Origin of the sequence: Neoroseomonas alkaliterrae (assembly GCF_014199195.1) — a bacterium.
Lineage (GTDB): Bacteria > Pseudomonadota > Alphaproteobacteria > Acetobacterales > Acetobacteraceae > Neoroseomonas > Neoroseomonas alkaliterrae.
Genome location: NZ_JACIJE010000007.1, coordinates 248402 through 270596 on the forward strand (window position 1 = coordinate 248402; position 22195 = coordinate 270596).

Here is a 22195-nt window from a genome sequence, read left to right on the forward strand (position 1 = left end):
TGGACGCGCCTCAGCGCGCGCCTCAGTCTGAGCGGCGTTCGGGCAGGGGAGGGTGGGCGATGGCCGGATACGATCTCGCGGTGCGCGGCGGCCAGGTGGCGACCGGCTTCGGCACCACGCGCTGCGACATCGGCGTGAAGGACGGCCGCATCGTCGCCATCGCCGAGCGCATCACGGACGCCGCGCGGGCGATCGAGGCCGACGGCCTGCTCGTCCTGCCCGGCGGCGTGGACAGCCATTGCCACATCGAGGAACCGCAGCCCGGCGGGGGCGCCAACGAGGAGACCTTTGCCACCGCCTCCGCCGCCGCCTTCGCGGGCGGGACCACCTCGGTCGTCTGCTTCATCCCGCAATGGAAGGGCCACGGCGTCTGGGAGCGCTACGTGGATTACCGCGCCCGTGCCGCGCGCGGGATGCTGGACCATTCCTTCCACCAGATCATCAGCGACCCGACCGACGCGGTGATGGAGCAGGAGGTGCCGCGCGTGGTCGCCGAGGGCGTGCGCAGCCTCAAGGTCTTCCTCACCTACGAGCCGCTGCACCTCGACGATGCGCAGTACCTGCGCGTGCTCACCAAGGCGCGCGAACTCGGCTGCCTGGTGACCGTGCATTGCGAGAACTACGCGGCGATCAACTGGCGCACGGCCGAATTGCTGAAGCACGGCATGGCCGCGCCGAAATACCACGCCTGGGCGCGCCCGCCGGTGGTCGAGCGGGAGGCGACGCACCGCGCCATCGCGCTCGCCGAACTCGTGGACCAGCCGATCCAGGTCTTCCACGTCAGTTGCGCCGAGGCCGCCGAGGAGATCGCCCGCGCCCAGGCCCGCGGGGTGAAGGTGTGGGGGGAGACCTGCCCGCAATACGTGACCCTGACCGCCGCCGACATCGACCGCCCCGGCTTCGAGGGTGCGAAGTTCATGTGCAGCCCCGCCCCGCGCACGCGCGAGGAACACGCCCGCATCTGGGAGATGATCCGCCGCGGCACGCTCGACGTCATCTCCTCGGACCACTGCGCCTTCTCGTATGAGGGCGACCGCGGCAAGCGCCAGAACGGCGCGGATGCCGTGTTCCGCGACATCCCGAACGGCATCCCCGGCTTCGCCGCGCGCCTGCCCATCATCTTCAGCGAGGGCGTCTCGAAGGGCCGCATCAGCCTCGACGATTTCGTGCGCCTGACCAGCACCAACCCCGCGCGGCTGATGGGCCTTGCCCCGCGCAAGGGGATGATCGCGGTCGGCGCCGATGCCGACCTCGCGCTGTGGGATCCGGCGAAGAAGGTCACGCTGACCAACGCGCTGATGCAGCACGCGGTGGACTACACGCCCTATGAGGGGATGGAGGTCACCGGCTGGCCCGTCGCCACCATCCGCCGCGGCGAGGTGGTGATGCGCGACGGCAAGGTGCAGGCCGAACCCGGCACCGGCCGCTTCCTGCCGCGCGGGCCCTACGACCTGATCCGCCCGCGCGGCATCACGCCGGACGGCTTCGACCCCGCGCCGCCTCCGGCCGTCAGGTGATGGCGTAGCCCACCGCCCAGAGCCCCGTCGCGTCGAGATCGAGCGCCGTCAGGTCGGTCACCGGCTCGGCAAGCAGCGTGAGCACCCGGGCCCGCGCCTCGTCCACGCGGCGGCGCAGGGCGCTCGCGCGGGGCGGCGTCGCGGCGGCCGGGCGCAGCGGCCCCTCGCCGCCCCAGAGCAGCCGCGTGGTCCAGCCCTCCCGCTCCTCGGGCCCGGGCTGCGGCCCCGGCGGGCGGCGCGGCAGGCGCGCGGTGCTGGTCATGGAAAGGCGCAGCGCCTCGCGCCCCGGCTCGGCCTCGATCCGCCCGCTCATGCGCCGCCAGCCCTGGCCGGTCTGCCGGTCGCGGAAGGAGAGCGTCTCGATCCCGAGCACGCGCAGCCGCCCCCCATCGTCGGCGCCGATCACCGCGGCCAGTTCCTGCGCGATGCCGGTGCCGCGATTGCCCTCGAAGGCCGCGAGCAGCACCTCGCGCCGCGCGATGGGCAGCGCCTGAAGCACGCGCGCCCGGCCGTACCAGGAAGGCAGCAGCACGCGCGCCGCGGGCGCGCCCGGGCCCGTGAAGGCGATGGCGAGCGCCTCGCGCGCCGAGGGGTGGGGCTCGATCCGCGCGCGGACGGCAAGGCGCGGCCCGCCGGGCAGCAGCCTGATCTCGCCGGTCGCGGCCCGGGCGCTGGCGGGCGCAAGCAGCGGCGCGGCGAGCAGCAGCCGGCGCGGGATCACGGATCGGCCCCGGGAAACCAGCCCCGCGTGCGGTTCGCGAAGGCGACGAGGGAGAGCATCACCGGCACCTCCACCAGCACGCCGACCACGGTCACCAGTGCCGCGCCCGAATCCAGCCCGAACAGCCCGATGGCCACGGCGACGGCGAGTTCGAAGAAGTTCGATGTCCCGATCAGCGCGCAGGGTGCCGCGACCGGATAGGGCACGCGCCAAAGATACGCCCAGCCATAGGCGAGGCCGAAGATGCCGTAGGACTGGATCAGCAGCGGCACCGCGATCAGCGCGATCAGCAGCGGCTGCGCGAGGATGACGCGCCCCTGGAAGCCGAAGAGCAGCACGATCGTGGCGAGCAGCCCGAGCACCGACAGCGGCTTCACCCGCGCCGTGAAGCGCGCCACCGCCGCCTCGCCCGCCGCCGGCGGGAGGGCGCGGGTCAGCCGCAGCCGCGTCCAGACCCCCGCCGCGAGCGGGATCACGACATAGAGCACCACCGAGAGCAGCAGCGTCTCCCACGGCACCGAGAGGTCGGTCACGCCGAGCAGCAGTGCGACGATCGGCGCGAAGGCGAAGACCATGATCACGTCGTTCACCGAGACCTGCACCAGCGTGTAGGTCGCATCCCCGCGCGTGAGCTGGGACCAGACGAAGACCATGGCGGTGCAGGGCGCCGCCCCCAGCAGGATCAGCCCGGCAATGTATTGCCCGGCCTGCGCCGGATCGATCAGCCCGGCGAAGAGGTGCTGGAAGAACAACACGCCGAGCGCGGCCATGGTGAAGGGCTTCACCAGCCAGTTGACCGAAAGCGTGATGACAAGGCCCTTCGGCCTTTCGTGGATGCGCGAGAGGGCGGCGAAATCCACCGCCACCATCATCGGGTAGACCATGAACCAGATCAGCACCGCGACGACGAAGTTGACCGAGCCGTATTCCAGCGCGGCCAGCGCGCCGAAGGCGCCGGGCGCCGCGCTGCCCAGCGCGATCCCCGCCAGGATGCACAGCGCGACCCAGAGCGAGAGGTAGCGTTCGAAGACGGACATCACCCCTCCGTCAGCCGCGCCGGCACCGCCGCGATCGCGTCCTCCGCCGCATTGGCGAAGGCGAGGCGCAGGTGGCGCTCCTGCCCCGGGCCGAAGAAGGGCCCTGGCAGGCCGAGCAGGCCGCGCTCGACCGCGAGCCGCTCGGCCGTCGCCACCGCCTCCGGCGCCTCCGCGGGCAGGCGCAGATAGGCGAAATAGGCGCCGAGCGCGTCGAGCCGCCAGCCGGGCAGTTGCGCGGCGGCGCGGCGGAAGGCCTCGGCGCGCGCGGCCATGACGGCGCGGTTGCCCTCGCGCCAGCCTCGCAGGGCCCCGATGGCCCAGGCGAGCGCCGTCTGCGCCGCCCGCGGCGCGCAGATCTGCATCGTGTCCAGCGCCTTCATCAGCGCCGCGCGGAAGGCGGGGCCGGTGGCGATCGCCGCGACCCGGTGCCCCGGCACGCAATAGGCCTTCGAGAAGGAATAGAGGTGCACGACATTCTCCCGCCAGGCCGGGTCGCCGAACAGCGCGTGGGGCGGGGACTGCCCGGCGCCGAGGAAGTCGCGATAGGTCTCGTCCAGCACCAGCCAGGCCCGGTGCCGCCGCGCGAGTTCCGCGAAGCGCGCGATCACCTCCGGCGGATAGACGGCCCCGGTCGGGTTGTTCGGGCTGACGAGGACGATGGCGCGCACGCCCTCCATCAGCGCGGCGGCGCGGCCGGGGTCGGGCACGAAGCCGTCCTCCGCCCGGCATTCGAGCGGCACGCAGGGAATGCCGAGCGCGGTGAGCGCCATGCGGTGGTTGAAGTACCAGGGCGCGGGCAGCATCACCGCCTCGCCCTGGCCGGCCAGCACGGTCATGGCCATGGTGAAGGCGAGGTTGCCGCCGGAGGTGATGGCGATGTCGGCCGTTGCGACAGGCGCGCCGTAGACGCCGCTGATGTCCTCGGCGAGTGCCGCGCGCAGCGCCGCTTCCCCGTCGATCGGCCCGTAGGAGGCGGTGGCGGTGCTGCCCGCGCATTCGGCGAGTTTCGCGAGCAGGTCGCGGTGCGGCGGGTAGCCCGGCACCGCCTGGGTGAGGTCGAGCACGGGCCCTGCGCGCCCGTCATAGCGGGAGGCCCAGGCGCGGACGGAGGGGATGGGCGGTTCGGCGGTCGCGCCGATGCGCGGCGAAAGCGGAAAATCCATGCGCGCGAAGGAACCACCCCCGCCCCGCGCCGTCCATCCGCGACGCCGAGTCCGCCTTTCCGCGAGGCTTCCGGTCCCGGCTCAGGCGGCCTCGCCCGCCGGCCGCCCCGTGACATGCCGCCAGTGGTGCCAGAGCAGCCGCGCCGCAAGGGACCGCCGGGGCGCCCAGCCCTCGGCCATCGCCGCCAGCGCCCGCGGCTTTGGGCGCTCCACGAGGCCCTTGAGATGCGCAAGCCCCGCCGCCAGCGCGATGTCGCCGGCGGGGAAGATGTCGGGCCGCTCGAAGCCGAACAGCAGATGGACCTGCGCCGTCCAGGGCCCGAGGCCGGGGATCGCGGAGAGCGCCGCCACCGCCTCGGCATCCGGCGCGTCGCGCAGGGCGCCGAGGTCGAGCCTGCCCTCCGCCACCGCGGCGGCGAGCGCGCGGACATGCGCGACCTTGGGCCGGGACAGACCGGCCCCGCGCAGCGCCTCGTCGCTTGTCGCGAGCAGCCCCTCGGGATGCAGGATGCCGGGCAGCGCGGAAAGCCTGCCCCAGATCGCCGCGGCCGCCTGGTTCGAGATCATCTGGCCGCAGATCGTGCGCAGCAGGCCGGGAAAGCCGGGGTCGCGCCGGCGCCACGGCAGGGGGCCGGCCTGCGGCTCGATGCGCGCGAAATCGGGATCGAGCCGCGTGAGTTCCGCGATGCCCTCGCGCGCCCATTCGGGGGGAGGGGGGTGGGCGGCGGAGGCGTGGGGAAGTGAAGCGGCTGCCCCCGCCGCCCTTGGGCCGCCCCCGCGGGGGAGGTTGCGTGCGGCGGCCCTTCGCCCTGGAGATGGTGGCTGCATGCCCGCCACGAAGCCCCCTCGCGCCCCGGATTGCAACGGAGCGCAACAGCCCGGGCCGCCGTTACCGAAAGAAACGCGCGCGCCTCGTGAACCGGCCTGCGGCCATCCTATTGTAACAGGGCATGGAGCCCGCCCCGCACATCCTCGTTGTGGACGACGATCGCGAGATCCGCGACCTCCTCTCCCGCTTCCTCGAGAAGCAGGGGATGCGCGTCACCGCCGCGCGCGACGCGCGGGAGGCGCGCAAGCTCTGGCCGCTCGGCCGCTACCACCTCGTCGTGCTGGACCTGATGATGCCGGGGGAGCCGGGGCTCGACTTCGCGCGCTGGCTGCGCAGCCAGTCCGAGGTGCCCATCGTCATCCTCACCGCCATGGGGGAGGAGACGGACCGGATCGTCGGCCTCGAACTCGGCGCCGACGACTACGTGGCCAAGCCCTTCAACCCGCGCGAGCTGCTCGCGCGCATCCGCGCCGTGCTGCGCCGCGCGAACGGGGAGGGGCCGAGCAAGGAGCCGCCCGCCAAGGTGATCCGCTTCGCCGGCTGGACGCTCGAGCCCGCGCGGCGGCGGCTGCTCAACCCCGATGGCGCCGAGGTCTCACTGACGGGCGGCGAATACGAGCTGCTGCAGGTGCTGGTGGAACGCCCCAACCGCGTGCTGACGCGCGACATGCTGATGGACATCCTGCGCGGCCGTCAGGCCGGGCCCTTCGACCGGGCGATCGATGTCGCGGTCTCGCGCCTGCGCCGCAAGCTCGAGGATGACGGGCGCAACCCGACGCTGATCAAGACCGTGCGCGGCGGCGGCTACGTGCTGGCGGCGACGGTCGAACGTGGCTGAGGCGCGGCGCCGCACCTGGCTGCCTGCGACCCTCGGCGGCCGCACGGCCTTCTGGCTGGTGGTCGCGTTGATGGCCGTGCAGGCCGCGGGGCTGACCATCCATGCGCTCGACCGCGTGGACCTCCAGCGCTGGATCCATGCGCGCGAGATCGCCGGCCGCGCCTTCTCGGCCTGGCGGGCGGCGGTGCTCTCGCCCCCCGACCGGCGGGAGCAGATGCTCGCGGATCTCGACCTGCCGGACGCGATCCAGGCCGAGATCTCCCGCACGCCGCTGGTCCGCCAGGGTGGCCCGCCCCCGCCGCCGGAGATGATCCGGCTGTTCCGCCTCGATGCGCTCAGTTCCGGCCCGCCGCGGCTGCGCCCGCGGGAGGTGCGGCTCGGTCCCAACCGGCCGGGCGGCGGCTTCCAGGCCTCGCTGCGCCTGCCGGACGGCGAATGGCTGAACCTGCGCGTGCAGATGCCCCCGCCGCGGCCCTGGCATTCGGCGACCTTCCTCGCCGCCTTCCTGGTCATGACCGGGGCGGCGATCCTGCTCATCCTGTGGGCGGTGCGGCGGCTGATGCGCCCGGTGCGGCTGCTCGCCGCCGCGGCCGACCGGCTGGGCCGCGACGTCAACGCCCCGCCGCTCGACGAGGCCGGGCCCTCGGAGGTCGCCACCGCCGCGCGCGCCTTCAACCAGATGGCCGAGCGCATCCGCCGCTTCGTCGCCGACCGCACCCAGATGCTGGCCGCGATCGGCCACGACCTGCGCACGCCCATCACCCGGCTGCGCCTGCGCGCCGAGTTCATGGACGACGACGAGCAGCGGCGGAAGATGCTCGCGGACCTCGACGAGATGGAGCAGATGATCTCGGCCACCATGGCCTTCGCGCGCGACGACGCGGCGGCCGAGCCGGCCTCGCCCATCGACATCGCTGCGCTGTGCCGCACGGTGGTGGACGAGGCCGCCGATGCGCGCCCCGAACTGGCCGAGAAGATCACCTATGAAGGGCCCGAGCGGCTCACCGCCCGCGCGCGGCCGGTGGCGCTCAAGCGCGCGCTCGCCAACCTCGTGAGCAATGCGCTGACCTATGGCGGCGCGGCGCGGCTGAGGCTTTCGACCGGCGAGGGCGGCATGGTGCGGCTCGAGATCGAGGATGACGGGCCGGGCATAGCCGAGGCCGAGATCGAGCGCGTGTTCCAGCCCTTCCAGCGCCTGGAGGAGAGCCGCAACCGCGAGACCGGCGGCACCGGCCTCGGCCTGACCATCGCGCGCAACATCCTGCGCGCGCATGGCGGGGACGTGGTGCTGCGCAACCGCCCGGGCGGCGGGCTGACCGCGGTGGCGAGCCTGCCGGGCTGAGGGCGCCGGCCGCGCGGGCACGGCGTGGCCGGTTGCGCGGCGGGCGGCGGGCTCCCCCGTGCCCGCCCGCCGTGAGGCGCTGCGCTCAGGGCGGCTCGATGACCGGCAGTGGCACCGGCACGACCGGCGAGACGAGTTCGAGGATCGGCGGGAAGCGCGGGAAGTTCCCGGGGATGATGACCGGCTGGTCGAAGGCGACGGCCGGCGTCTCCGTCACCCCGTCGTCGCGCCAGTAATAGGCGAGGCGGAAGCGCATGCCGCGGTATTCGGTGATGCGCTCCTGCTCGGGCGGCAGCGGGCGCTGGGACAGCCCGTATTCCAGGATGACGCGCAGCGGCAGGGCGAGCTTGAAGGTCTCGGTGAAGGTCTCGCGCACCCGCACGGGCGTGACATAGGGCGCGACGAGGGCGGTGGGGCTCATCCCCGGCGGCACGGGGGCGATGCGCTTCGAGACGAGCACGACGCGATCCGGCCGGTCGAACTCGACATAGGCGATGTCCGGCCCGAAGGCGGGCGGCGCGTTCCGGAACAGCCGGTTCAGCAGATAGACGTCGCGCACGCCGTCATTGCGCACGCTGTAGCGGATGTGGAGGTGGTAGTCGCGGGCGACCGCCTCCACCCTGAAGCCGAGTTGCGGGTCGTTCTCGCTCATCTGCGGGAGGTCCTGATCACCAGGGCGGGCCGCCGGGCCAGTTGCTGGGGTAGTAGGAGGGCCGGTCGGGCAGGCCCTTGTCGCGACGGTAGCTGTTCTCGGTCGGCACGTCGCGGCTGTAGTCCACCTGCTGCCCGGCCGGCGCGTTGGAGACGGGCGGCCCCGCCTGCTGCACGGGCCGCGTGCCGCCGCCCGGCTGCGGGACATTGGGGCTGGTGCCGACCGTCTTGCGCTCCTCCTCCCGGAAGCTGCCGCCGCTCTGCCCGGGGAAGGTCTCGTAGGGTCCCTTCATCCCGTTGCCCTGTGCGTTGTGCAGCCCATGCACCATCTCGTGGAAGAGGATGACATCGCTGCCGCAGTTCGAGACGGCGGGCGAATAGCCGCCGAGGGAGGTGGTGTTCGGATCCCAGGTGACCGTGGTGTTGGTGCCGGTGCCGTTGCTGGCGTCGGCGGAGTTGGCGGGGGTGGCGAAGTTGGCGCCGGGGCCGCCCTGCAGGATCGTGATCTCCCGCCCCGTCTCGCTCATCTGCCTGAGCCATTCGCGGCCCGAGGGTGTGCTGAAGATCTGCGCGAGCGCGGCGCGCAGCTGCGCCAGGAAGGCGGGGTCCGCGTTCGGGTCCACCTTGATCGTGGCCGTCTTGCCGCCGATCAGCACCGTAAAGCAGCCCATGATGATCTTGCCGCCATGGGAGGTGCTGTCGAGGATGCGCGAGGCCGGCATGTTCATCACCAGCACCGTCGCGGCACCCTGCGCGATGGCGTCCGGCGGGCCCACGCACATCGCCATGTCGAGGATGCGCGCGGAGAAGAGCGAACCGATCAGAACCGTCGGCGCGCAGGGCGGCAGGATCGGCCCGCCGACATGGGGCACCGGCGGCACCGCCGGGCTGGCCATGGGGCAGAGATGCATGTCCGTCACGCGCGCTGCGGGGAAGCTGGTCATGGCCCGGATGTCCTCGGCGCCCTCATCGGTGGTCGAGGATAGCCGCTGCGCCGCAGCCGGGGAATGACCCCGCGCGCCTTGCCGCGCGCGGGGTGAAGCGTTTCAGCCCCGCCTATTCGACAAGGCGCAGCTGCGTCAGCGCATTCGCGATCTGGCTGAAGGCGCCCTGCAGGGCGGAGGCGGAAGGCGCCTCGAAGTAGTAGGGGTCGGACGTCCCGCTCGCGCAGTTCTGCAGCAGCGTGCGATGGGTGGAGTTCGCCACTTCGAAGCCGACGACGTAGATGCGGATGCGGTGGTCGTTGGGGTTGGTGCTCGCCGTGCCCTTCATCGCCTGGCAGATCGCGACGAAGCGCGTGTCGAGCCGCGCATCGGCGTTGGTCTGGTTGACCGGGCTGATCGGGAGCGAGGGGAAGTTTGCGTTCCAGTCGGCCACGCGGCCATAGGCGTTGTAGAGAAGCTCCGTCCCGGTGGGCGAGCCGCGCACCTGCGTGGAGGTATAGAAGCCCTGCCAGTTGTTGTCGCCGTCCGAGAGCAGCACGACGGCCTTGTTCATGTTGCGCGTATTGTAGGCGAGCGGCAGCGCGCCGAGCGCCCCGCCATTGGTCGCGATGTTCGGCCACCAGTTCTGCCATTGCGGGCTGAGCGTGTACCAGGCACCCTGCATGCCGACCGGCGTGGTTGTGCCGCCCGAGCGGATCGGCGCCTGGATGGCGTCGATCGCGGCCTGCACCGTCGCGCGGCTCGCGGTCAGGGGCAGGATCTGGTTCATGGTGCAGAGCCGGTTCGGGCCCGCCGAGGAGGTGGCGAGGTTGCCGACGGGGCCCATGCCCGCATTGCGGAGGTAGGCGAATTCCGGATTGTAGCGGAGCCCGTCGGAGGTCGTGGTGCTCAGCCCGTTCGGGTTCATGAAGTCGTTGTCGCCGCGGCAGAAGGCGACCGTGTAGGCGGTCGTGGTTGTGGCCGCCGCCGTGGCGAAGAGGTTGACGTTGATCGGCGTGTAGGCGTTGGCCGTGGTGCAGGCATTGGCGCCGACCGTCAGCGGCACCGTGTAGCCGGAATGGTCGACGCCATCGATGTTCCGCGCGGGCACCGCCGTCTGGGTGGCGAACTGCGTCTGGTTGCGCGTCTGGGAGATGATGTTGGTCAGCGTCGTCCCGGTCACGGCGGAGCCGCTCTGCAGCAGCACGAAGCCGACGCGGCGATAGGTGCTCTGGTCGAAATAGGGCCGGAAGCGGCCGTCGATCGTGGCGGGCGAGATGTCGGTGATGTCGTTGCCGTCGCGCCGCGCCTCGACGCAGCCGCTCCAGTTGTTGACGTTCCAGTCCGGTGGCAGGCCCGCGGTGTTCAGGAAGCTCGTGTTGTTGGGACCGAAGCTGATCGTGCGCGAGAAGGGCACGACCGAGACCCAGAGGTTCCGCCGCGTGTCGTCCGTCCCGTAGAGGATGTCGAGCATGGTCCGCGCGGCGTTCTGCGCCGCGGCGAGCTTCGAGGTGAAGCCGGGTGCCGACTGCCGCATGGACGCCGTCTGGTCGAGCACGATGGCGAGTTCGAGGCCCGAGCCCTCGCGTTCGGCGAGGGTCGTCTCGAACATCTGCGTCGTGCCGGGGCTGATGATGCTGAACAGCGTCGTCGGGATGGTCGCGCTGGCCGAGACGCGGATGCGCGTGTCGCTCACGCGCTCGATCACCGGCGTCGCGCTTGCGTTCGGGATCTGCGACAGCACGTAGTTCTGCTGCGTGCCGTTGCGCGTCATGTTGGCCCAGAACAGCGCGCGCGTGTCGGCATCCCGCGTCGGGCTGTCGATGGTGCGCGCGGCGACGAGGCTCGATGCGTCCACCGCGGTCTTGAGCCGCGCCGAGAGCAGCCAGATGCGGGAGAGGTCCACCGCGAGGCCGGCCGAGCCGATCACCGCGATCATCACGATCGCGCTCAGCGCGGCGATGGCGCCGCGTTCCTCGCGCCGGCCCAGGAGGCCGGTCGGCTTGCGGGGCTTGCTCATGCCGTGCACTCCGCCGTGGGGCTGTTGGTCGGCGCCGTCTGAAGGCTCTGCGGGTCTCGCGCGCGCGTCAGGAACAGGGTCTTGGCCCCGATCGTGGCCGGCAGCGCGGTGCCGATCAGCCCGGCGCTGAGCGGCCAGGGCTGCACGATCGCGAAAACTTCGGTGACGAAGACGGTCTGGTTCGCCGGCACCACGAAGGGCGTGACGCCGGGGATGTTGTGCGTGATCGTCGCGGTGCCGCCCGGCGTGGTGCCGACGCTCGGGACGAAGGAGGTATTGCCCGTCCTGATCTGCCAGGCGAGGCGGTTCGAGGCCGGGTTGGTCGCCGTGTTCCGCCCCACCGCGCTGATGACGACCGCGCCGCCGGTCGGGCTGCTGATGTCCACGATGCCGCCCGCGATCCGGTTGGCGTGGGTCCAGAACTGGTTCACGTCCCCCGGTGTGGTGATGCGCGTGCATTGGGAGACGATCTGGCCGATCTGCACCGCGATGGTTTCCGTCCGCAGCTGCGCGCGGAACAGGCGGATCAGGTCCGCCGTGCCGAGCGCGATCAGGAAGAAGGCCGGGGCGATCAGCGCGAATTCGGCCGCGACCCAGCCGCGGCGGCCGATCCGCGCGAGCCGCATCAAGGGGCTAGCAGGTCGCATTCTCGAAGGGCTCGTTCTTGACGATGAGGAAGGCGGTGTGCGTGAACTCGGTGCCGCCCCAGAGATTGGCCGCGACGATGCCGGTCACGAAAGGCTGCCGATAGGTCAGCCGGTAGGAGACGATCTGGCCTGCAGCACCCGCGCCAGGAGAGCCCGTGCCCTGCTCGGCGCCGCTCACGCCGGACCAGGTGCGGGTCTCGACCGTGAGGTTCGAGGGCGTCAGCATGCCGCCGGTGCTGCGGGTGATCATCCAGGCGATGTTCTGCGACCGGCAGGTCGGCACGCTCTGCTGGCCCTGGATGACGAGGGCGGGCGGCGAGTTCGATCCGGTCACGCCATAGCGGCTCGCGCGCAGCGCGGCGTGGTCGAGCGCCATGCCGGTCGCGAGCTGCCACGCGGCCTCGATGGTCGCGATGACAGTGATGAAGAACGGGATGGCGATGATCGCGAATTCGGAGGCGAGCGCGCCCCTGCGGCCGAGCGGGCTGCGGCGGTTTCGGAAGAAGGCTCTCATGCGGCGCATCCTGCGGCGGAACCGGGCCCCGGTCGGGCCAGCAGCGAAGGTGTTCGTCAGGCGCTCAAATTCCAATATTTGAGCCTATCCCGCCAGACACGAATTCGCGATCCGCTGATAGGTCGCGCGCGTCGAGAAAGCAAGTAAAATGGGATGCGCGATCCGCGTGGGAGCAACCGCCGGCGTCTCGGGGCGTCCGTTTTGTTGGACGAATTGCAATTTTCAGTATATTGCGGCCCCGCGTTTGCGATCGATGTTGTATGTTTCGGTGGCAAAAGCGCGCCATGGTTGCGGATCGGTGGCTCCGGCGCCTGCATCCCCGGCGCGCCGCCGGCCCCGTCGCCATTTCCCCGCATCCGCCGATTGCGATAGCCTCCTTTCCTGGCCGCACCGAAACAGGGAGATGCGCTGCATGGAATGGGTCATCCTCGGAATCGTCGTGCTGCTCGTCGTCTGGCTGGTCGTGATCTACAACCGGCTGGTCACGCTGCGGCAGGTGACGGGCCAGTCCTGGTCGGACGTGGATGTCCAGCTCAAGCAGCGCCATGACCTGATCCCGAACCTTGTCGAGACCGTGAAGGGCTATGCCGCGCATGAGCGCCAGACGCTCGATGCGGTGATCCAGGCGCGCAACAACGCGGTCAGCGCCCAGGCCCAGGGCCCGGCGGCGGCCGGGCCGGCCGAAGGCGCGCTCGGCGCCGCGCTCGGCCGTCTCTTCGCCCTGGCCGAGGCCTATCCGGACCTCAAGGCCAACCAGAACTTCCTCGCGCTGCAGTCCGAGCTCTCGGACATCGAGAACAAGATCGCCGCGGCGCGGCGCTTCTACAATTCCTCGGTGGCCGAATACAACGCCATGACCGAGAGCGTGCCGGCGGTCTTCTTCGCCCGCGCGCTCGGCTTCCAGCAGCGCGGCTTCTTCGAGTTGCCCGAGGCCGAGCGCGCCGCCGTCCAGGCGACGCCGCAGGTCCGCTTCTCGTAAAGGGCAGGGGGCGCCGCGATGCAGGCCTTCGGCCTGCGCACCCATGCCTGGAACACCGCCTGGCGCTCCATGCTGCTGCTGGCGGGCTTCCCGCTGCTGCTGGCGCTGACCGCGCTCGGCCTCGCCCTGATCATCGGGGCCGAGCAGCAGGATCTCGGCCGCGCCTTCCGCGACGCCATACGCGCCCTGCCCTGGATCTACCTCGTCTGCTGCGTCGTGGCGCTGGTATGGTTCGCCATCGCCTGGGCGGCGCACAACCGCATCCTCGACTGGGCGACGGGCGCGCGGCCGGTCACGCGGCAGGAGGAGCCGCGGCTGTGGAACCTGCTCGAGAACCTCTGCATCTCCCGCGGGATGCGCATGCCGCGGCTCGCCGTCATCGAGACCCCGGCGATGAACGCCTATGCCTCGGGCCTGACGCGCGACAAGGGCGCCGTGACCGTCACGCGCGGGCTGATGGACAACCTCGACGACCGCGAGTTGCAGGCGGTGCTGGCGCACGAGCTCGCCCATATCCGCAACGGCGATGCGCGGCTCGGCCTGATTGCGGCGGTCTTTGTCGGCATCATCTCGCTCGGCTTCGACATGATGACGCGCGGGCGGCGGGCCGCGCGGTCCGGCGGCACCTGGCGCAGCCACGGTTCCTCGCGCAGCGGCGGGCTTGCCGCGCTCATCGGCGTCCTGGTCATCGCCGCGGCCTGGCTGCTCTCGATGGTGCTGCGCATGGCGCTGTCGCGGAACCGGGAGTTCCTGGCCGATGCCGGGGCGGTGGAACTGACCTCCGACCCGGATGCGATGATCTCCGCGCTGCGCAAGGTCGAGGGCAATGCCGACATGCCCGAGGTCTCGCCCCAGGTGCGCGCCCTGTTCCTCGAGGATTCCACGGACAACGCCCTCTCCTCGCTGATGGCGACGCATCCGCCGATCGAGCAGCGGGTGGCGATGCTCGTGAAGATGGCGGGCGGGCGCGACCCGGGGCGCATCGAGCGCGCGCCGCAGCCGACCGAGACCCCCGCCTGGGCGCGGCAGGAGGCGAGCGACGACACCATCCAGGTCGCCCCCCGGCCCGCCGCCGGCGCCGCCGCGCCCTGGTGGCAGGGGCCGGCGCGCAGCGAGGGCAGCGGCAAGTCCCCCTGGGGGCCGCGCGGCTGAGCCGCGCCGCCCTCAGACCTTGCGGACAAAGGATCGCCCTTTGTCCGCCGGGCATCGGGATCTGGTTCCGCGCGCGGCCGCCCCTCCAGGCCCGCGCGCGATACCGGCGGGCGAAAGGTCAAACCCCTCGCCCGCTGGCATCAGCCCCCGAGCAGCCGCCGCAGCTTCAGCACCGCGCTGTCCGGCGTGGTCAGCACCGGCCTGCCGGTCGCCGCCTCCACCAGCGGCTTCGCCCGCGCGAGGCTGAACTGCCCGAGCGCGATCGCATCGCAATCCGCAAGGTCCTTCGCCGCCTCCGCGGCCAGCCGGTCATGCGCCTCGACATCGCCGGCATCGAGCGCGGCGAGGCCACCCTCGGCGACCTTGGGCACCACCGTGATGCCGGGCGGGAATTCCGGCGTCATGGAGGGGATGGTGCCGGGGAAGGTCACGAGCAGGCCGATGCGCTTCCCCTTGGTCACCGCCTTCTCGATCATCGCCTCGTTCGGCTTGAGCACGGGCATCGGCGCGAGGTCCCGCGCGCAGGCCTCGATGCAGGGGCCGAAGGCGGAGCAGGTGAAGAGGATCGCATCCGCCCCGGTGCCCGCGGCATAGCGCGCGAGCGTGAGGAACCGCTCGGTCATGCGCGGCGTCAGCGCGCCCTCGCGCGCGAGGTCGGCCGAGAGGCTGTCATCCATCAGGTTCATCAGCACCTGGCCCGGCCAGAGCCGCGCGAAGGCGGCCTCGATCGGCGGCGGAGAATGCCTGAGGGCGTGGATCAGGGCGATGCGCCGGGCTGCGCTCATGGCCGCTCCTCTGAATGGCTCGGCGAGGGTCATGGACCGCCCCCGCCGCCCGGGCAAGCCCGCCGGCGCGCGGGCGGCTCCGCCCTCAGGCCGTTGCGGGAACCGCCCGCGGCCCGTCGCGCACCGGCAGGTGGATCAGCGCCGCGAAGGCCGCGGCGAGGATGCCGATCACCCACATCAGGTCGTAGGAGCCGGTGCGGTCGAACACCACGCCGCCGAGGAAGGCGCCGGTGAAGCCGCCGATCTGGTGGCCGAGGAAGACCAGCCCGAAGATGGTCGCGAGCCAGCGCGTGCCCCAGTTGCGCGCGCAGAGCGCGACGGTCGGCGGCACGGTGGACAGCCACAGGATGCCCATCAGGGCGGAGAAGACCATCACGCTCGCCGTCGTCTTTTCCACCAGCATGAAGCCGGCCATCAGCACCCCGCGCGAGGCGTAGATCGCCACCAGCAGTTCCCGCCGCCTCCAGCGCTGGGTGAGTTCGCCCGAGATCAGCGAGCCCGCGATGTTGAACAGCCCGATCAGCGAGATCGCCCCCGCCCCGACATAGAGCGGCAGCCCGCAGGAATGCACGAAGCCCGGCAGGTGCACCGTGAGAAAGGAGACGTGCAGCCCGCAGACGAAGAAGCCGAAGAACAGGCACCATAAGGACGTGTCGCGGAAGGCGCGCGAGAGGGCGGCGCGGGCGGTCTCGCTCTCCGCCGCAGGCGCGTCGGCGGCGACCGGCGCGGGCTTGTCGTTCAGCGGCCAGGCAAGCGGGATCATCACCAGCGCCGCCACCGCCATGGCGATCAGCGCCCATTGCCAGCCGAAGCCCGAGATCCCGAGCCCCGCGAGCGGCACCACCAGGAACTGCCCCGCCGAGGAGCCCGCCGTGCCGAGCCCGACCGCCCGGCCCCGCTTCTCCTCGGGCAGGAGGCGCGTCAGCGAGGCAATGATGACGGGCATCCCCGCCGCCGAGACCGCGACCCCCATCACGAGCCCCGCGAAGAAGGTGAAGAGGGCGAGCCCCTCGGAGAAGGCCATGCCGAGGATGCCCGCGGCATAGAGCAGCGCGCCCCCGATGATGACCCGCCGCCCCCCGAAGCGGTCCGCGAGCTGGCCGACCAGCGGCTGCGAGGCGCCGTTGAGCAGCACCTGCAGCGCGATGGCGAAGGCGAAGCCCGAGGCGGTCCAGGCATGGGCGGCCGTCATCGGCGCGAGGAACAGCCCGAAGGACTGCCTCAGCCCCATCGCGAGCATGGCCGCCGCGACGCCGCAGGCGATCAGGATCGCCGCGGGCAGGACCGCGCGGCCGGCTTGGGTCGAGGCGCTCATCGCGGACTCCCTTGATCGCGGTCAATGTCGTCCCGCGCGCCGGTGCGGGCAACGGGGACGGGGCCGCATTGCTGCCATGCGCGCGCGCGGCGCGGTTGACGGCACCCGGCCGGCGGCCCTATTCCCCGCGCCTCCGGTGGCGGCCATAGCTCAGTCGGTAGAGCGCCAGGTTGTGGTCCTGGATGTCACGGGTTCGAGTCCCGTTGGTCGCCCCACCCCCCCTTTCCTTGCGTGTTCCGCCGTTCCCGGCAGGATGCGGCGCATCCTGAGGGGGAACATCCATGCAGATTGCACTCAACGGCCGTGCCGCGCTGATCACCGGCGGCTCCAAGGGACTCGGCCTCGCCATGGCCAAGGCCTTCGCCCAGGCGGGCGGGCATGTCGCGCTGGTCGCCCGCGGCGCCGAGGCGCTCGCCGCCGCCGAGGCCGAGATCCGCGACGCCGCGCCGACGGCGAAGGTCGCGGCCATCGCCGCCGACATCCGCACCGCGGCAGGCTGCGAGCAGGCCTTCAACGGCGCGGTGCGGGCGCTCGGGCAGGTGGACATCCTGGTCAACAATGCCGGCACCTCGCAGCGGGGGGAGTTCCTCTCGGTCAGCGACGCGCTGTGGCAGGACGACCTCGACCTCAAGCTCTTCGCCGCCATACGCCTCTGCCGCCTCGCCCTGCCGGGCATGCGGGACCGCCGCTGGGGGCGGATCATCAACGTGCTGAACATCGGCGCGAAGGCGCCCAAGGCCGGGTCAACGCCGACCTCCGTCAGCCGTGCCGCGGGCATGGCGCTGACCAAGGCGCTGGCGAACGAGTTCGCGCCCCACAACGTGCTGGTGAACGCCATGCTCGTCGGCATCATCGAGAGCGACCAGTGGGTGCGCCGGCACGCCGCCGACAAGCGCAACATCACCTGGGAGGAGTGGAAGGCCGAGCAGGGCAGGGCGGTCCCGCTCGGGCGCATCGGCAAGGCCGAGGAGTTCGCCGCGCTCGCGCTGCTGCTCGCGAGCGATCAGGGCGGCTATGTCACCGGCACCGCCATCAATGTGGATGGCGGGGCGAGCCCGGTCGTCTGAGCATCGTATAGGCAATATGGCCAATATTTAAGCGGCCGGGCGCGACGCCTCGCCGCTCCTGCCGCTTCGTTGGGCGGCACGCGCCTTGCTAGCCAGACCCCCGCCGGCCCGATCCGCCGGCGAGCGGGAGGCATGAATGGCGCGCATCTTCCAGGATCCCTTCTCGGCCGACAGCCGGCTCGACGCCTGCCCCTGCGGGCGCGACCACGCCCCCGGCCTCGCCTGCACGGCCGAGGCCGCCCCGCCCGCCGACGGCACCGGCGCGCTGGGCGAGGCGGCCGAAGTCGCGGTCATGAAGGCCGTCTTCCCCGAGGATGCGACGCGCCGCGCGCTGCTGCGCCTGTTCGGCGCCGGCACGGTGATGGCCGCGATCGAGAGCGTCTTCCCGCTCGCCACCGCGCGCGAGGCGCTCGCCCAGGCCGCCGGCGCGCCGGAGAAGCGCGACCTCAGGATCGGCTTCATCCCCATCACCTGCGCCACGCCCATCATCATGGCGCATCCGATGAACTTCTATTCGCGCCACGGGCTGAACGTGGAGGTGATCCGCACCGCCGGCTGGGCGGTGATCCGCGACCGCGCCATCGCGCGCGAATACGACGCCGCGCACATGCTGGCGCCGATGCCGCTCGCCATGTCGCTCGGCGTCGGCGTCGGCCAGCCGCAGCCCTTCGCTGTGGCGGCGATCGAGAACATCAACGGCCAGGCCATCACGCTCGCCAACAAGCACCGCGACAAGCGCAACCCGCGCGACTGGCGCGGCTTCCGCTTCGCCGTGCCCTTCGACTTCTCGATCCACAACTACCTGCTGCGGCACTACGTGGCCGAGCATGGGCTCGACCCCGACCGCGACATCCAGATCCGCGCCGTCCCTCCGCCCGAGATGGTCGCCAACCTGCGCGCCGACAACATCGACGGCTTCCTGGGCCCCGACCCCTTCAACCAGCGCGCGGTGTTCGACGGCGTGGGCTTCATCCACATCCTGACCAGGGAATTGTGGGACGGGCATCCCTGCTGCGCCTTCGCCGTGCCGCGCGGCATGATCACCGACACGCCCAACACCTTCGCCGCCCTGCTGCGCGCGATCGTCGAGGCCACCGCCTATTCCCAGAAGGCCGAGAACCGGCGCGAGGTGGCGCAGGCCATCGCCGGGCAGAACTACCTCAACCAGCCCCCCACGGTCGTCGAGCAGGTGCTCACCGGCACCTTCGCCGACGGGCTCGGGCGCGTGCAGCGCGTTCCCGACCGCATCGGCTTCGACCCCTTCCCCTGGCACTCCATGGCCATGTGGATCCTCACCCAGATGCGCCGCTGGGGCCAGTTGCAGCGCGAGGTGGACTACGCGGAGGTGGCCGCGCAGACCTTCCTTGCGCTGGATGCCGGCCGCGCGATGCGCGATCTCGGCCTCCCCGTGCCGGCGAGCCCGCTGCGGACCGAGACCATCATGGGCCGCGCCTTCGACCCGGCGAATCCCTCCCCCTGGACCGAGCGCGCGGTCCGCGCCTGAGCCATGGCCAGCGAGGTTCCCTTCTGGCGGGCGGCTGCGCTCTCGCTGCTGCTGCTCGCCGCCGCGCTCATCGCCTGGGAGCTCGCGGTCATGCCGCGCGCGGGCGGCGGTGCGGCGCTCGATCCCGAATATGCCGCGCTGCTCGGCCAGGCCGCCGCGCAGGGCGGCACCACGCCGATGCCGGGGCCCGCGGCCATCGGGGCGCGGCTCCTCGAGCTGCTGTCCGATCCCTTCTACGTGCGCGGCACCAACGACCAGGGCATCGGCGTGCAGATCGCCTATTCCCTGCTGCGCGTCGGCGCGGGCTTCGGGCTCGCGGCGCTGGTGGCGATCCCGCTCGGCTTCCTGATCGGCATGTCGCCGCTGCTCAACGCCGCGCTCAACCCCTTCATCCAGGTGCTGCGGCCGGTCAGCCCGCTCGCCTGGATGCCGCTCGCGCTCTACACCATCAAGGACAGCGCGGTCTCCTCGATCTTCGTCATCTTCATCTGCTCGGTCTGGCCGATGCTGCTCAACACCGCCTTCGGCGTGGCGAGCGTGCGGCGCGAATGGCTCAACGTGGCGCGCACGCTGGAGGCGGGGACGTGGAAGACGGCCACGCGCGTCATCCTGCCCGCCGCCGCGCCGACCATCCTGACGGGCATGCGCATCTCCATCGGCATCGCCTGGCTCGTGATCGTGGCCGCCGAGATGCTCGTGGGCGGCACGGGCATCGGCTACTGGGTGTGGAACCAGTGGAACAACCTCTCGATCGCCGACATCGTCATCGCCATCCTGATGATCGGCGTGGTCGGCCTCGCGCTCGACCGGCTGCTCGGCCTCGTGGCGCATGCCGTGGCGTGGCGGGAATAGGCCGATGAACGCGACCGCTGCCTCCCCCCCGCGTGCGGTGGATGCCGAGGCGCAGGCCGGCCGGCCCGCGGCCCGCGCGCGCCATGCCTATGTCAGCGTCGAGGGCATCGCCCGCCGCTACGGCGCCACCACCATCTTCGAGGATGTCTGGTTCGGCATCGAGCGCGGGGAGTTCGTCTGCCTCGTCGGTCATTCGGGCTGCGGCAAGACGACGATTCTCAACATCCTCGCCGGCCTCGAAGGCCCCACGGAGGGTGCCGTCATCGTGGACGGGGCGGAGATCACGGGCCCCTCGCTCGACCGCGCTGTGATCTTCCAGGGCCATGCGCTGATGCCCTGGATGACGGCGACCGGCAATGTGGCCTTCGCGCTCTCCTGCCGGCACCGGGGCTGGTCGCGCGCCCAGTGCGAGGCGGCGGCGCGCGAGGCGCTGAAGCGCGTCGGCCTCGGCCACGCGCTCGACCGGCGCCCGGCGGAGCTCTCGGGCGGGATGAAGCAGCGCGTGGGCATCGCCCGCGCGCTCGCGCTCGAGCCCAAGATGATGCTGATGGACGAGCCCTTCAGCGCGCTCGATGCGCTGACGCGCGGCTCGCTGCAGGACGAGGTTTCGCGCCTGGTCACCGAGACGCGGCAGACCGCCTTCATGATCACGCATGACGTGGACGAGGCGATCCTTCTCGCCGACCGCATCCTGCTGATGTCGAACGGCCCCGGCGCGCGCATCGCCGAGGTCGTGGTGAACACCCTGCCGCGGCCGCGCACGCGGGCGAACCTGCACCACATGCCGGGCTACCACGCGCTGCGCGACCACGTGCTCGACTTCCTGATCAGCCGCTCGGCGGCCTTCGACGCCGCCGCCCCGCCCGCGGGCTGGGCGCCGCGCGCCGTGCCCGAGGTGCGCCCGGCGATCGAGAGCCCGCCGCCGCCGCTCGCGGCGGAATGAACCCGACCATCCAGGCAAGGAGACGAACGCCGATGACGCGCGCGCAACTGACCGAGAAGATCCTCGACATAAAGCGCGAGAAGGGCTGGAGCTGGCGCCACATCAGCGACGAGATCGGCGGCGTGTCGGACACGCTGATCGTCGGCGCGCTGCTTGGCCAGATGAAGCTGGTCAAGCCGCTGGCGAAGAAGGCCGCCGCCCTGTTCGGGCTGAGCGAGGCCGAGGAGCGCATGCTCAACGAGGTGCCCTATCGCGGCACCCCCATGCCGCCCACCGACCCGCTGATCTACCGCTTCTACGAGATGGTCATGGTCAACGGCCCGGCCTGGAAGGCGCTGATCGAGGAGGAGTTCGGGGATGGCATCATGTCCGCCATCGACTTCGACTTCCGCTTCGAGCGCATGGCGCACGAGAAGGGCGACCGCGTGAAGATCGAGATGACCGGCAAGTTCCTGCCCTACAAGTACTACGGCAACGAGCAGGGCATCCCCGCCTACGGCTTCAAGGAGGAGTGAGGCTTCGCCCGCGCCGCCGGCCGTGGTAACGCGCTCGCCTCATCGCGGGAGGGGCGCATGGCGCAGGAACTGACGGTCGGCATCGCGGGGCTCGGGGCGATCGGGCTGCATCTCGCGCGCGCTCTCGATGCGGGGGTGCAGGGGCTGCGGCTCGCCGCGGTCTCGGCGCGGGATCTCAAGAAGGCGCAGGCCAATGTCGGCGGCTTCCGGCAGCCGCCGATGGTGGTTTCCAACCCCGAACTCGCTGCCTGCGACGTGGTGGTGGAAGCCGCCCCGGCCGCCGCCTTCGAGGAGATCGCCACCGCCGCGATCGAGGCCGGGCGCATCTTCGTGCCTTCCTCGGTCGGCGCGCTGCTGCCGCGCATGCACCTGGTGGAGCGCGCGCGCGAAACCGGCGCTCGCATCGTGGTGCCGACCGGCGCGCTGCTCGGCCTCGACGCCGTGCGCGCGGCGGCGGAAGGCGAGGTCGAGAGCGTCACCATCGAAACCCGCAAGCCGCCGCGCGGCCTGGAGGGTGCGCCCTATCTCAGGCAGAACGCGATCGACGTGCTCGCCATCACCACGCCGACGCGCGTCTTCAAGGGCAATGCCTTCGACGCGGCGCAGGGGTTCCCGGCCAATGTGAATGTCGCGGCAGCCCTGGCGCTCGCCGGCATCGGCCCCGAGCGCACCATGGTCGAGATCTGGGCCGACCCCGCCCAGACCCGCAACCAGCACACCATCCGCGTCGAGGCCGCCGCCGCGCGCCTGACCATGACCATCGAGAACGTGCCCTCCGAGGAGAATCCGCGCACGGGCCGGATCACGCCGCTGTCCATCCTGGCGTGCCTGCGCGGGCTGACCAGCACGCTGAAGGTGGGTTCCTAGCGCGGCCGCCGCGC

At 71.7% G+C, this 22195-nt stretch carries 22 protein-coding genes and 1 tRNA gene; 12 read left to right on the forward strand and 11 right to left on the reverse strand.

Going from position 1 to position 22195, the window contains the following annotated elements:
* Window positions 1-59 precede the first annotated feature (59 nt).
* The gene (gene hydA / locus FHS88_RS13820) at window positions 60-1517 is read left to right on the forward strand and encodes a dihydropyrimidinase (protein WP_184485647.1); all 1458 of its coding nucleotides are present in this window, start codon (window positions 60-62) and stop codon (window positions 1515-1517) included.
* On the opposite strand, the gene FHS88_RS13825 is transcribed toward hydA, so the two are convergent.
* From FHS88_RS13825 to FHS88_RS13840, 4 genes are all read right to left on the reverse strand, one after another.
* A complete protein-coding gene (locus tag FHS88_RS13825) occupies window positions 1510-2238 on the reverse strand; it encodes a hypothetical protein (protein ID WP_184485649.1) in 729 nt (242 codons plus the stop codon). The two genes, hydA and FHS88_RS13825, sit on opposite strands and share 8 nt — an antisense overlap.
* Window positions 2235-3275: an ACR3 family arsenite efflux transporter gene (arsB, locus tag FHS88_RS13830; RefSeq protein ID WP_184485651.1), complete on the reverse strand. Its 1041-nt coding sequence runs from the start codon at window positions 3273-3275 to the stop codon at window positions 2235-2237. Before arsB ends, FHS88_RS13825 begins: the two co-directional genes overlap by 4 nt.
* A complete protein-coding gene (locus FHS88_RS13835; protein WP_184485653.1) occupies window positions 3275-4438 on the reverse strand; it encodes an aminotransferase in 1164 nt (387 codons plus the stop codon). Before FHS88_RS13835 ends, arsB begins: the two co-directional genes overlap by 1 nt.
* An 81-nt stretch (window positions 4439-4519) precedes the next feature.
* On the reverse strand, window positions 4520-5266 hold the full coding sequence (locus FHS88_RS13840; RefSeq protein ID WP_272872826.1) for a DNA-3-methyladenine glycosylase family protein: 747 nt from the start codon (window positions 5264-5266) through the stop codon (window positions 4520-4522).
* A 122-nt stretch (window positions 5267-5388) separates the two neighbouring features.
* On the opposite strand from FHS88_RS13840, the gene FHS88_RS13845 reads away from it, so the two are divergent.
* Together FHS88_RS13845 and FHS88_RS13850 are read left to right on the forward strand one after the other, a co-directional pair.
* Window positions 5389-6105, forward strand: a complete 717-nt coding sequence (locus FHS88_RS13845) for a response regulator (protein WP_184485657.1) — start codon at window positions 5389-5391, stop codon at window positions 6103-6105.
* Window positions 6098-7447 (forward strand): ATP-binding protein, encoded by a 1350-nt coding sequence (locus FHS88_RS13850; RefSeq protein WP_338146570.1) that lies wholly within the window; start codon window positions 6098-6100, stop codon window positions 7445-7447. Before FHS88_RS13845 ends, FHS88_RS13850 begins: the two co-directional genes overlap by 8 nt.
* A gap of 85 nt (window positions 7448-7532) precedes the next feature.
* On the opposite strand, the gene FHS88_RS13855 is transcribed toward FHS88_RS13850, so the two are convergent.
* The 5 genes from FHS88_RS13855 to FHS88_RS13875 form a co-directional block, all read right to left on the reverse strand.
* Complete coding sequence (locus FHS88_RS13855) at window positions 7533-8099, reverse strand: hypothetical protein (protein WP_184485659.1); 567 nt, start codon at window positions 8097-8099, stop codon at window positions 7533-7535.
* 16 nt (window positions 8100-8115) lie between these two features.
* Window positions 8116-9042, reverse strand: coding sequence for a M91 family zinc metallopeptidase (locus FHS88_RS13860; RefSeq protein ID WP_184485661.1), 927 nt, complete (start codon window positions 9040-9042; stop codon window positions 8116-8118).
* A 112-nt stretch (window positions 9043-9154) separates the two neighbouring features.
* The gene (locus FHS88_RS13865; RefSeq protein WP_184485663.1) at window positions 9155-11041 is read right to left on the reverse strand and encodes a pilus assembly protein TadG-related protein; all 1887 of its coding nucleotides are present in this window, start codon (window positions 11039-11041) and stop codon (window positions 9155-9157) included.
* Complete coding sequence (locus FHS88_RS13870) at window positions 11038-11667, reverse strand: TadE/TadG family type IV pilus assembly protein (protein WP_184485665.1); 630 nt, start codon at window positions 11665-11667, stop codon at window positions 11038-11040. Before FHS88_RS13870 ends, FHS88_RS13865 begins: the two co-directional genes overlap by 4 nt.
* A 7-nt stretch (window positions 11668-11674) precedes the next feature.
* Complete coding sequence (locus FHS88_RS13875) at window positions 11675-12202, reverse strand: TadE/TadG family type IV pilus assembly protein (RefSeq protein ID WP_184485667.1); 528 nt, start codon at window positions 12200-12202, stop codon at window positions 11675-11677.
* A gap of 412 nt (window positions 12203-12614) precedes the next feature.
* On the opposite strand from FHS88_RS13875, the gene FHS88_RS13880 reads away from it, so the two are divergent.
* Window positions 12615-13181 (forward strand): LemA family protein, encoded by a 567-nt coding sequence (locus FHS88_RS13880; RefSeq protein ID WP_184485669.1) that lies wholly within the window; start codon window positions 12615-12617, stop codon window positions 13179-13181.
* Window positions 13182-13199: 18 nt separating this feature from the next.
* Window positions 13200-14333, forward strand: a complete 1134-nt coding sequence (locus FHS88_RS13885; RefSeq protein WP_184485671.1) for a M48 family metallopeptidase — start codon at window positions 13200-13202, stop codon at window positions 14331-14333.
* Between the two features lie 140 nt (window positions 14334-14473).
* Here the strand turns inward: FHS88_RS13885 and FHS88_RS13890 are convergent, their stop codons facing one another.
* Both FHS88_RS13890 and FHS88_RS13895 read right to left on the reverse strand, forming a co-directional pair.
* Window positions 14474-15118, reverse strand: a complete 645-nt coding sequence (locus tag FHS88_RS13890) for an aspartate/glutamate racemase family protein (RefSeq protein WP_184485673.1) — start codon at window positions 15116-15118, stop codon at window positions 14474-14476.
* Between the two features lie 85 nt (window positions 15119-15203).
* A complete protein-coding gene (locus FHS88_RS13895; RefSeq protein WP_184485675.1) occupies window positions 15204-16433 on the reverse strand; it encodes an MFS transporter in 1230 nt (409 codons plus the stop codon).
* 139 nt (window positions 16434-16572) lie between these two features.
* On the opposite strand from FHS88_RS13895, the gene FHS88_RS13900 reads away from it, so the two are divergent.
* The 7 genes from FHS88_RS13900 to FHS88_RS13930 all read left to right on the forward strand — a co-directional run bounded on the left by FHS88_RS13900 (window position 16573) and on the right by FHS88_RS13930 (window position 22181).
* Window positions 16573-16648, forward strand: a tRNA-His gene (locus FHS88_RS13900).
* Window positions 16649-16714: 66 nt separating this feature from the next.
* Window positions 16715-17500, forward strand: a complete 786-nt coding sequence (locus tag FHS88_RS13905; protein WP_184485677.1) for an SDR family NAD(P)-dependent oxidoreductase — start codon at window positions 16715-16717, stop codon at window positions 17498-17500.
* A gap of 136 nt (window positions 17501-17636) precedes the next feature.
* Window positions 17637-19004, forward strand: a complete 1368-nt coding sequence (locus FHS88_RS13910; protein WP_184485678.1) for a CmpA/NrtA family ABC transporter substrate-binding protein — start codon at window positions 17637-17639, stop codon at window positions 19002-19004.
* A 3-nt stretch (window positions 19005-19007) separates the two neighbouring features.
* Window positions 19008-19856, forward strand: a complete 849-nt coding sequence (gene ntrB, locus FHS88_RS13915) for a nitrate ABC transporter permease (protein ID WP_184485681.1) — start codon at window positions 19008-19010, stop codon at window positions 19854-19856.
* A gap of 4 nt (window positions 19857-19860) precedes the next feature.
* Window positions 19861-20799 carry an ABC transporter ATP-binding protein gene (locus FHS88_RS13920; protein WP_184485683.1) on the forward strand — a complete coding sequence of 313 codons (939 nt, stop codon included), beginning with the start codon at window positions 19861-19863 and terminating at the stop codon, window positions 20797-20799.
* A 32-nt stretch (window positions 20800-20831) separates the two neighbouring features.
* Window positions 20832-21314: a cyanase gene (cynS, locus tag FHS88_RS13925; protein ID WP_184485685.1), complete on the forward strand. Its 483-nt coding sequence runs from the start codon at window positions 20832-20834 to the stop codon at window positions 21312-21314.
* Window positions 21315-21371: 57 nt separating this feature from the next.
* Window positions 21372-22181 (forward strand): aspartate dehydrogenase, encoded by an 810-nt coding sequence (locus tag FHS88_RS13930; protein WP_184485687.1) that lies wholly within the window; start codon window positions 21372-21374, stop codon window positions 22179-22181.
* Window positions 22182-22195: the final 14 nt, after the last annotated feature.

Excerpts from the sequence above, each read along its gene's own strand:
- hydA (WP_184485647.1), top strand. The coding sequence starts at position 60 with ATGGCCGGATACGATCTCGCGGTGCGCGGCGGCCAGGTGGCGACCGGC.
- FHS88_RS13845 (WP_184485657.1), top strand. The coding sequence starts at position 5,389 with ATGGAGCCCGCCCCGCACATCCTCGTTGTGGACGACGATCGCGAGATC.
- FHS88_RS13885 (WP_184485671.1), top strand. The coding sequence starts at position 13,200 with ATGCAGGCCTTCGGCCTGCGCACCCATGCCTGGAACACCGCCTGGCGC.
- FHS88_RS13880 (WP_184485669.1), top strand. The coding sequence starts at position 12,615 with ATGGAATGGGTCATCCTCGGAATCGTCGTGCTGCTCGTCGTCTGGCTG.
- FHS88_RS13910 (WP_184485678.1), top strand. The coding sequence starts at position 17,637 with ATGGCGCGCATCTTCCAGGATCCCTTCTCGGCCGACAGCCGGCTCGAC.
- FHS88_RS13835 (WP_184485653.1), bottom strand. The coding sequence starts at position 4,438 with ATGGATTTTCCGCTTTCGCCGCGCATCGGCGCGACCGCCGAACCGCCC.
- FHS88_RS13895 (WP_184485675.1), bottom strand. The coding sequence starts at position 16,433 with ATGAGCGCCTCGACCCAAGCCGGCCGCGCGGTCCTGCCCGCGGCGATC.
- ntrB (WP_184485681.1), top strand. The coding sequence starts at position 19,008 with ATGGCCAGCGAGGTTCCCTTCTGGCGGGCGGCTGCGCTCTCGCTGCTG.
- FHS88_RS13860 (WP_184485661.1), bottom strand. The coding sequence starts at position 9,042 with ATGACCAGCTTCCCCGCAGCGCGCGTGACGGACATGCATCTCTGCCCC.
- FHS88_RS13920 (WP_184485683.1), top strand. The coding sequence starts at position 19,861 with ATGAACGCGACCGCTGCCTCCCCCCCGCGTGCGGTGGATGCCGAGGCG.
- FHS88_RS13875 (WP_184485667.1), bottom strand. The coding sequence starts at position 12,202 with ATGAGAGCCTTCTTCCGAAACCGCCGCAGCCCGCTCGGCCGCAGGGGC.
- FHS88_RS13840 (WP_272872826.1), bottom strand. The coding sequence starts at position 5,266 with ATGCAGCCACCATCTCCAGGGCGAAGGGCCGCCGCACGCAACCTCCCC.
- arsB (WP_184485651.1), bottom strand. The coding sequence starts at position 3,275 with ATGTCCGTCTTCGAACGCTACCTCTCGCTCTGGGTCGCGCTGTGCATC.
- FHS88_RS13855 (WP_184485659.1), bottom strand. The coding sequence starts at position 8,099 with ATGAGCGAGAACGACCCGCAACTCGGCTTCAGGGTGGAGGCGGTCGCC.
- FHS88_RS13905 (WP_184485677.1), top strand. The coding sequence starts at position 16,715 with ATGCAGATTGCACTCAACGGCCGTGCCGCGCTGATCACCGGCGGCTCC.
- cynS (WP_184485685.1), top strand. The coding sequence starts at position 20,832 with ATGACGCGCGCGCAACTGACCGAGAAGATCCTCGACATAAAGCGCGAG.
- FHS88_RS13870 (WP_184485665.1), bottom strand. The coding sequence starts at position 11,667 with ATGCGGCTCGCGCGGATCGGCCGCCGCGGCTGGGTCGCGGCCGAATTC.
- FHS88_RS13865 (WP_184485663.1), bottom strand. The coding sequence starts at position 11,041 with ATGAGCAAGCCCCGCAAGCCGACCGGCCTCCTGGGCCGGCGCGAGGAA.
- FHS88_RS13890 (WP_184485673.1), bottom strand. The coding sequence starts at position 15,118 with ATGAGCGCAGCCCGGCGCATCGCCCTGATCCACGCCCTCAGGCATTCT.
- FHS88_RS13930 (WP_184485687.1), top strand. The coding sequence starts at position 21,372 with ATGGCGCAGGAACTGACGGTCGGCATCGCGGGGCTCGGGGCGATCGGG.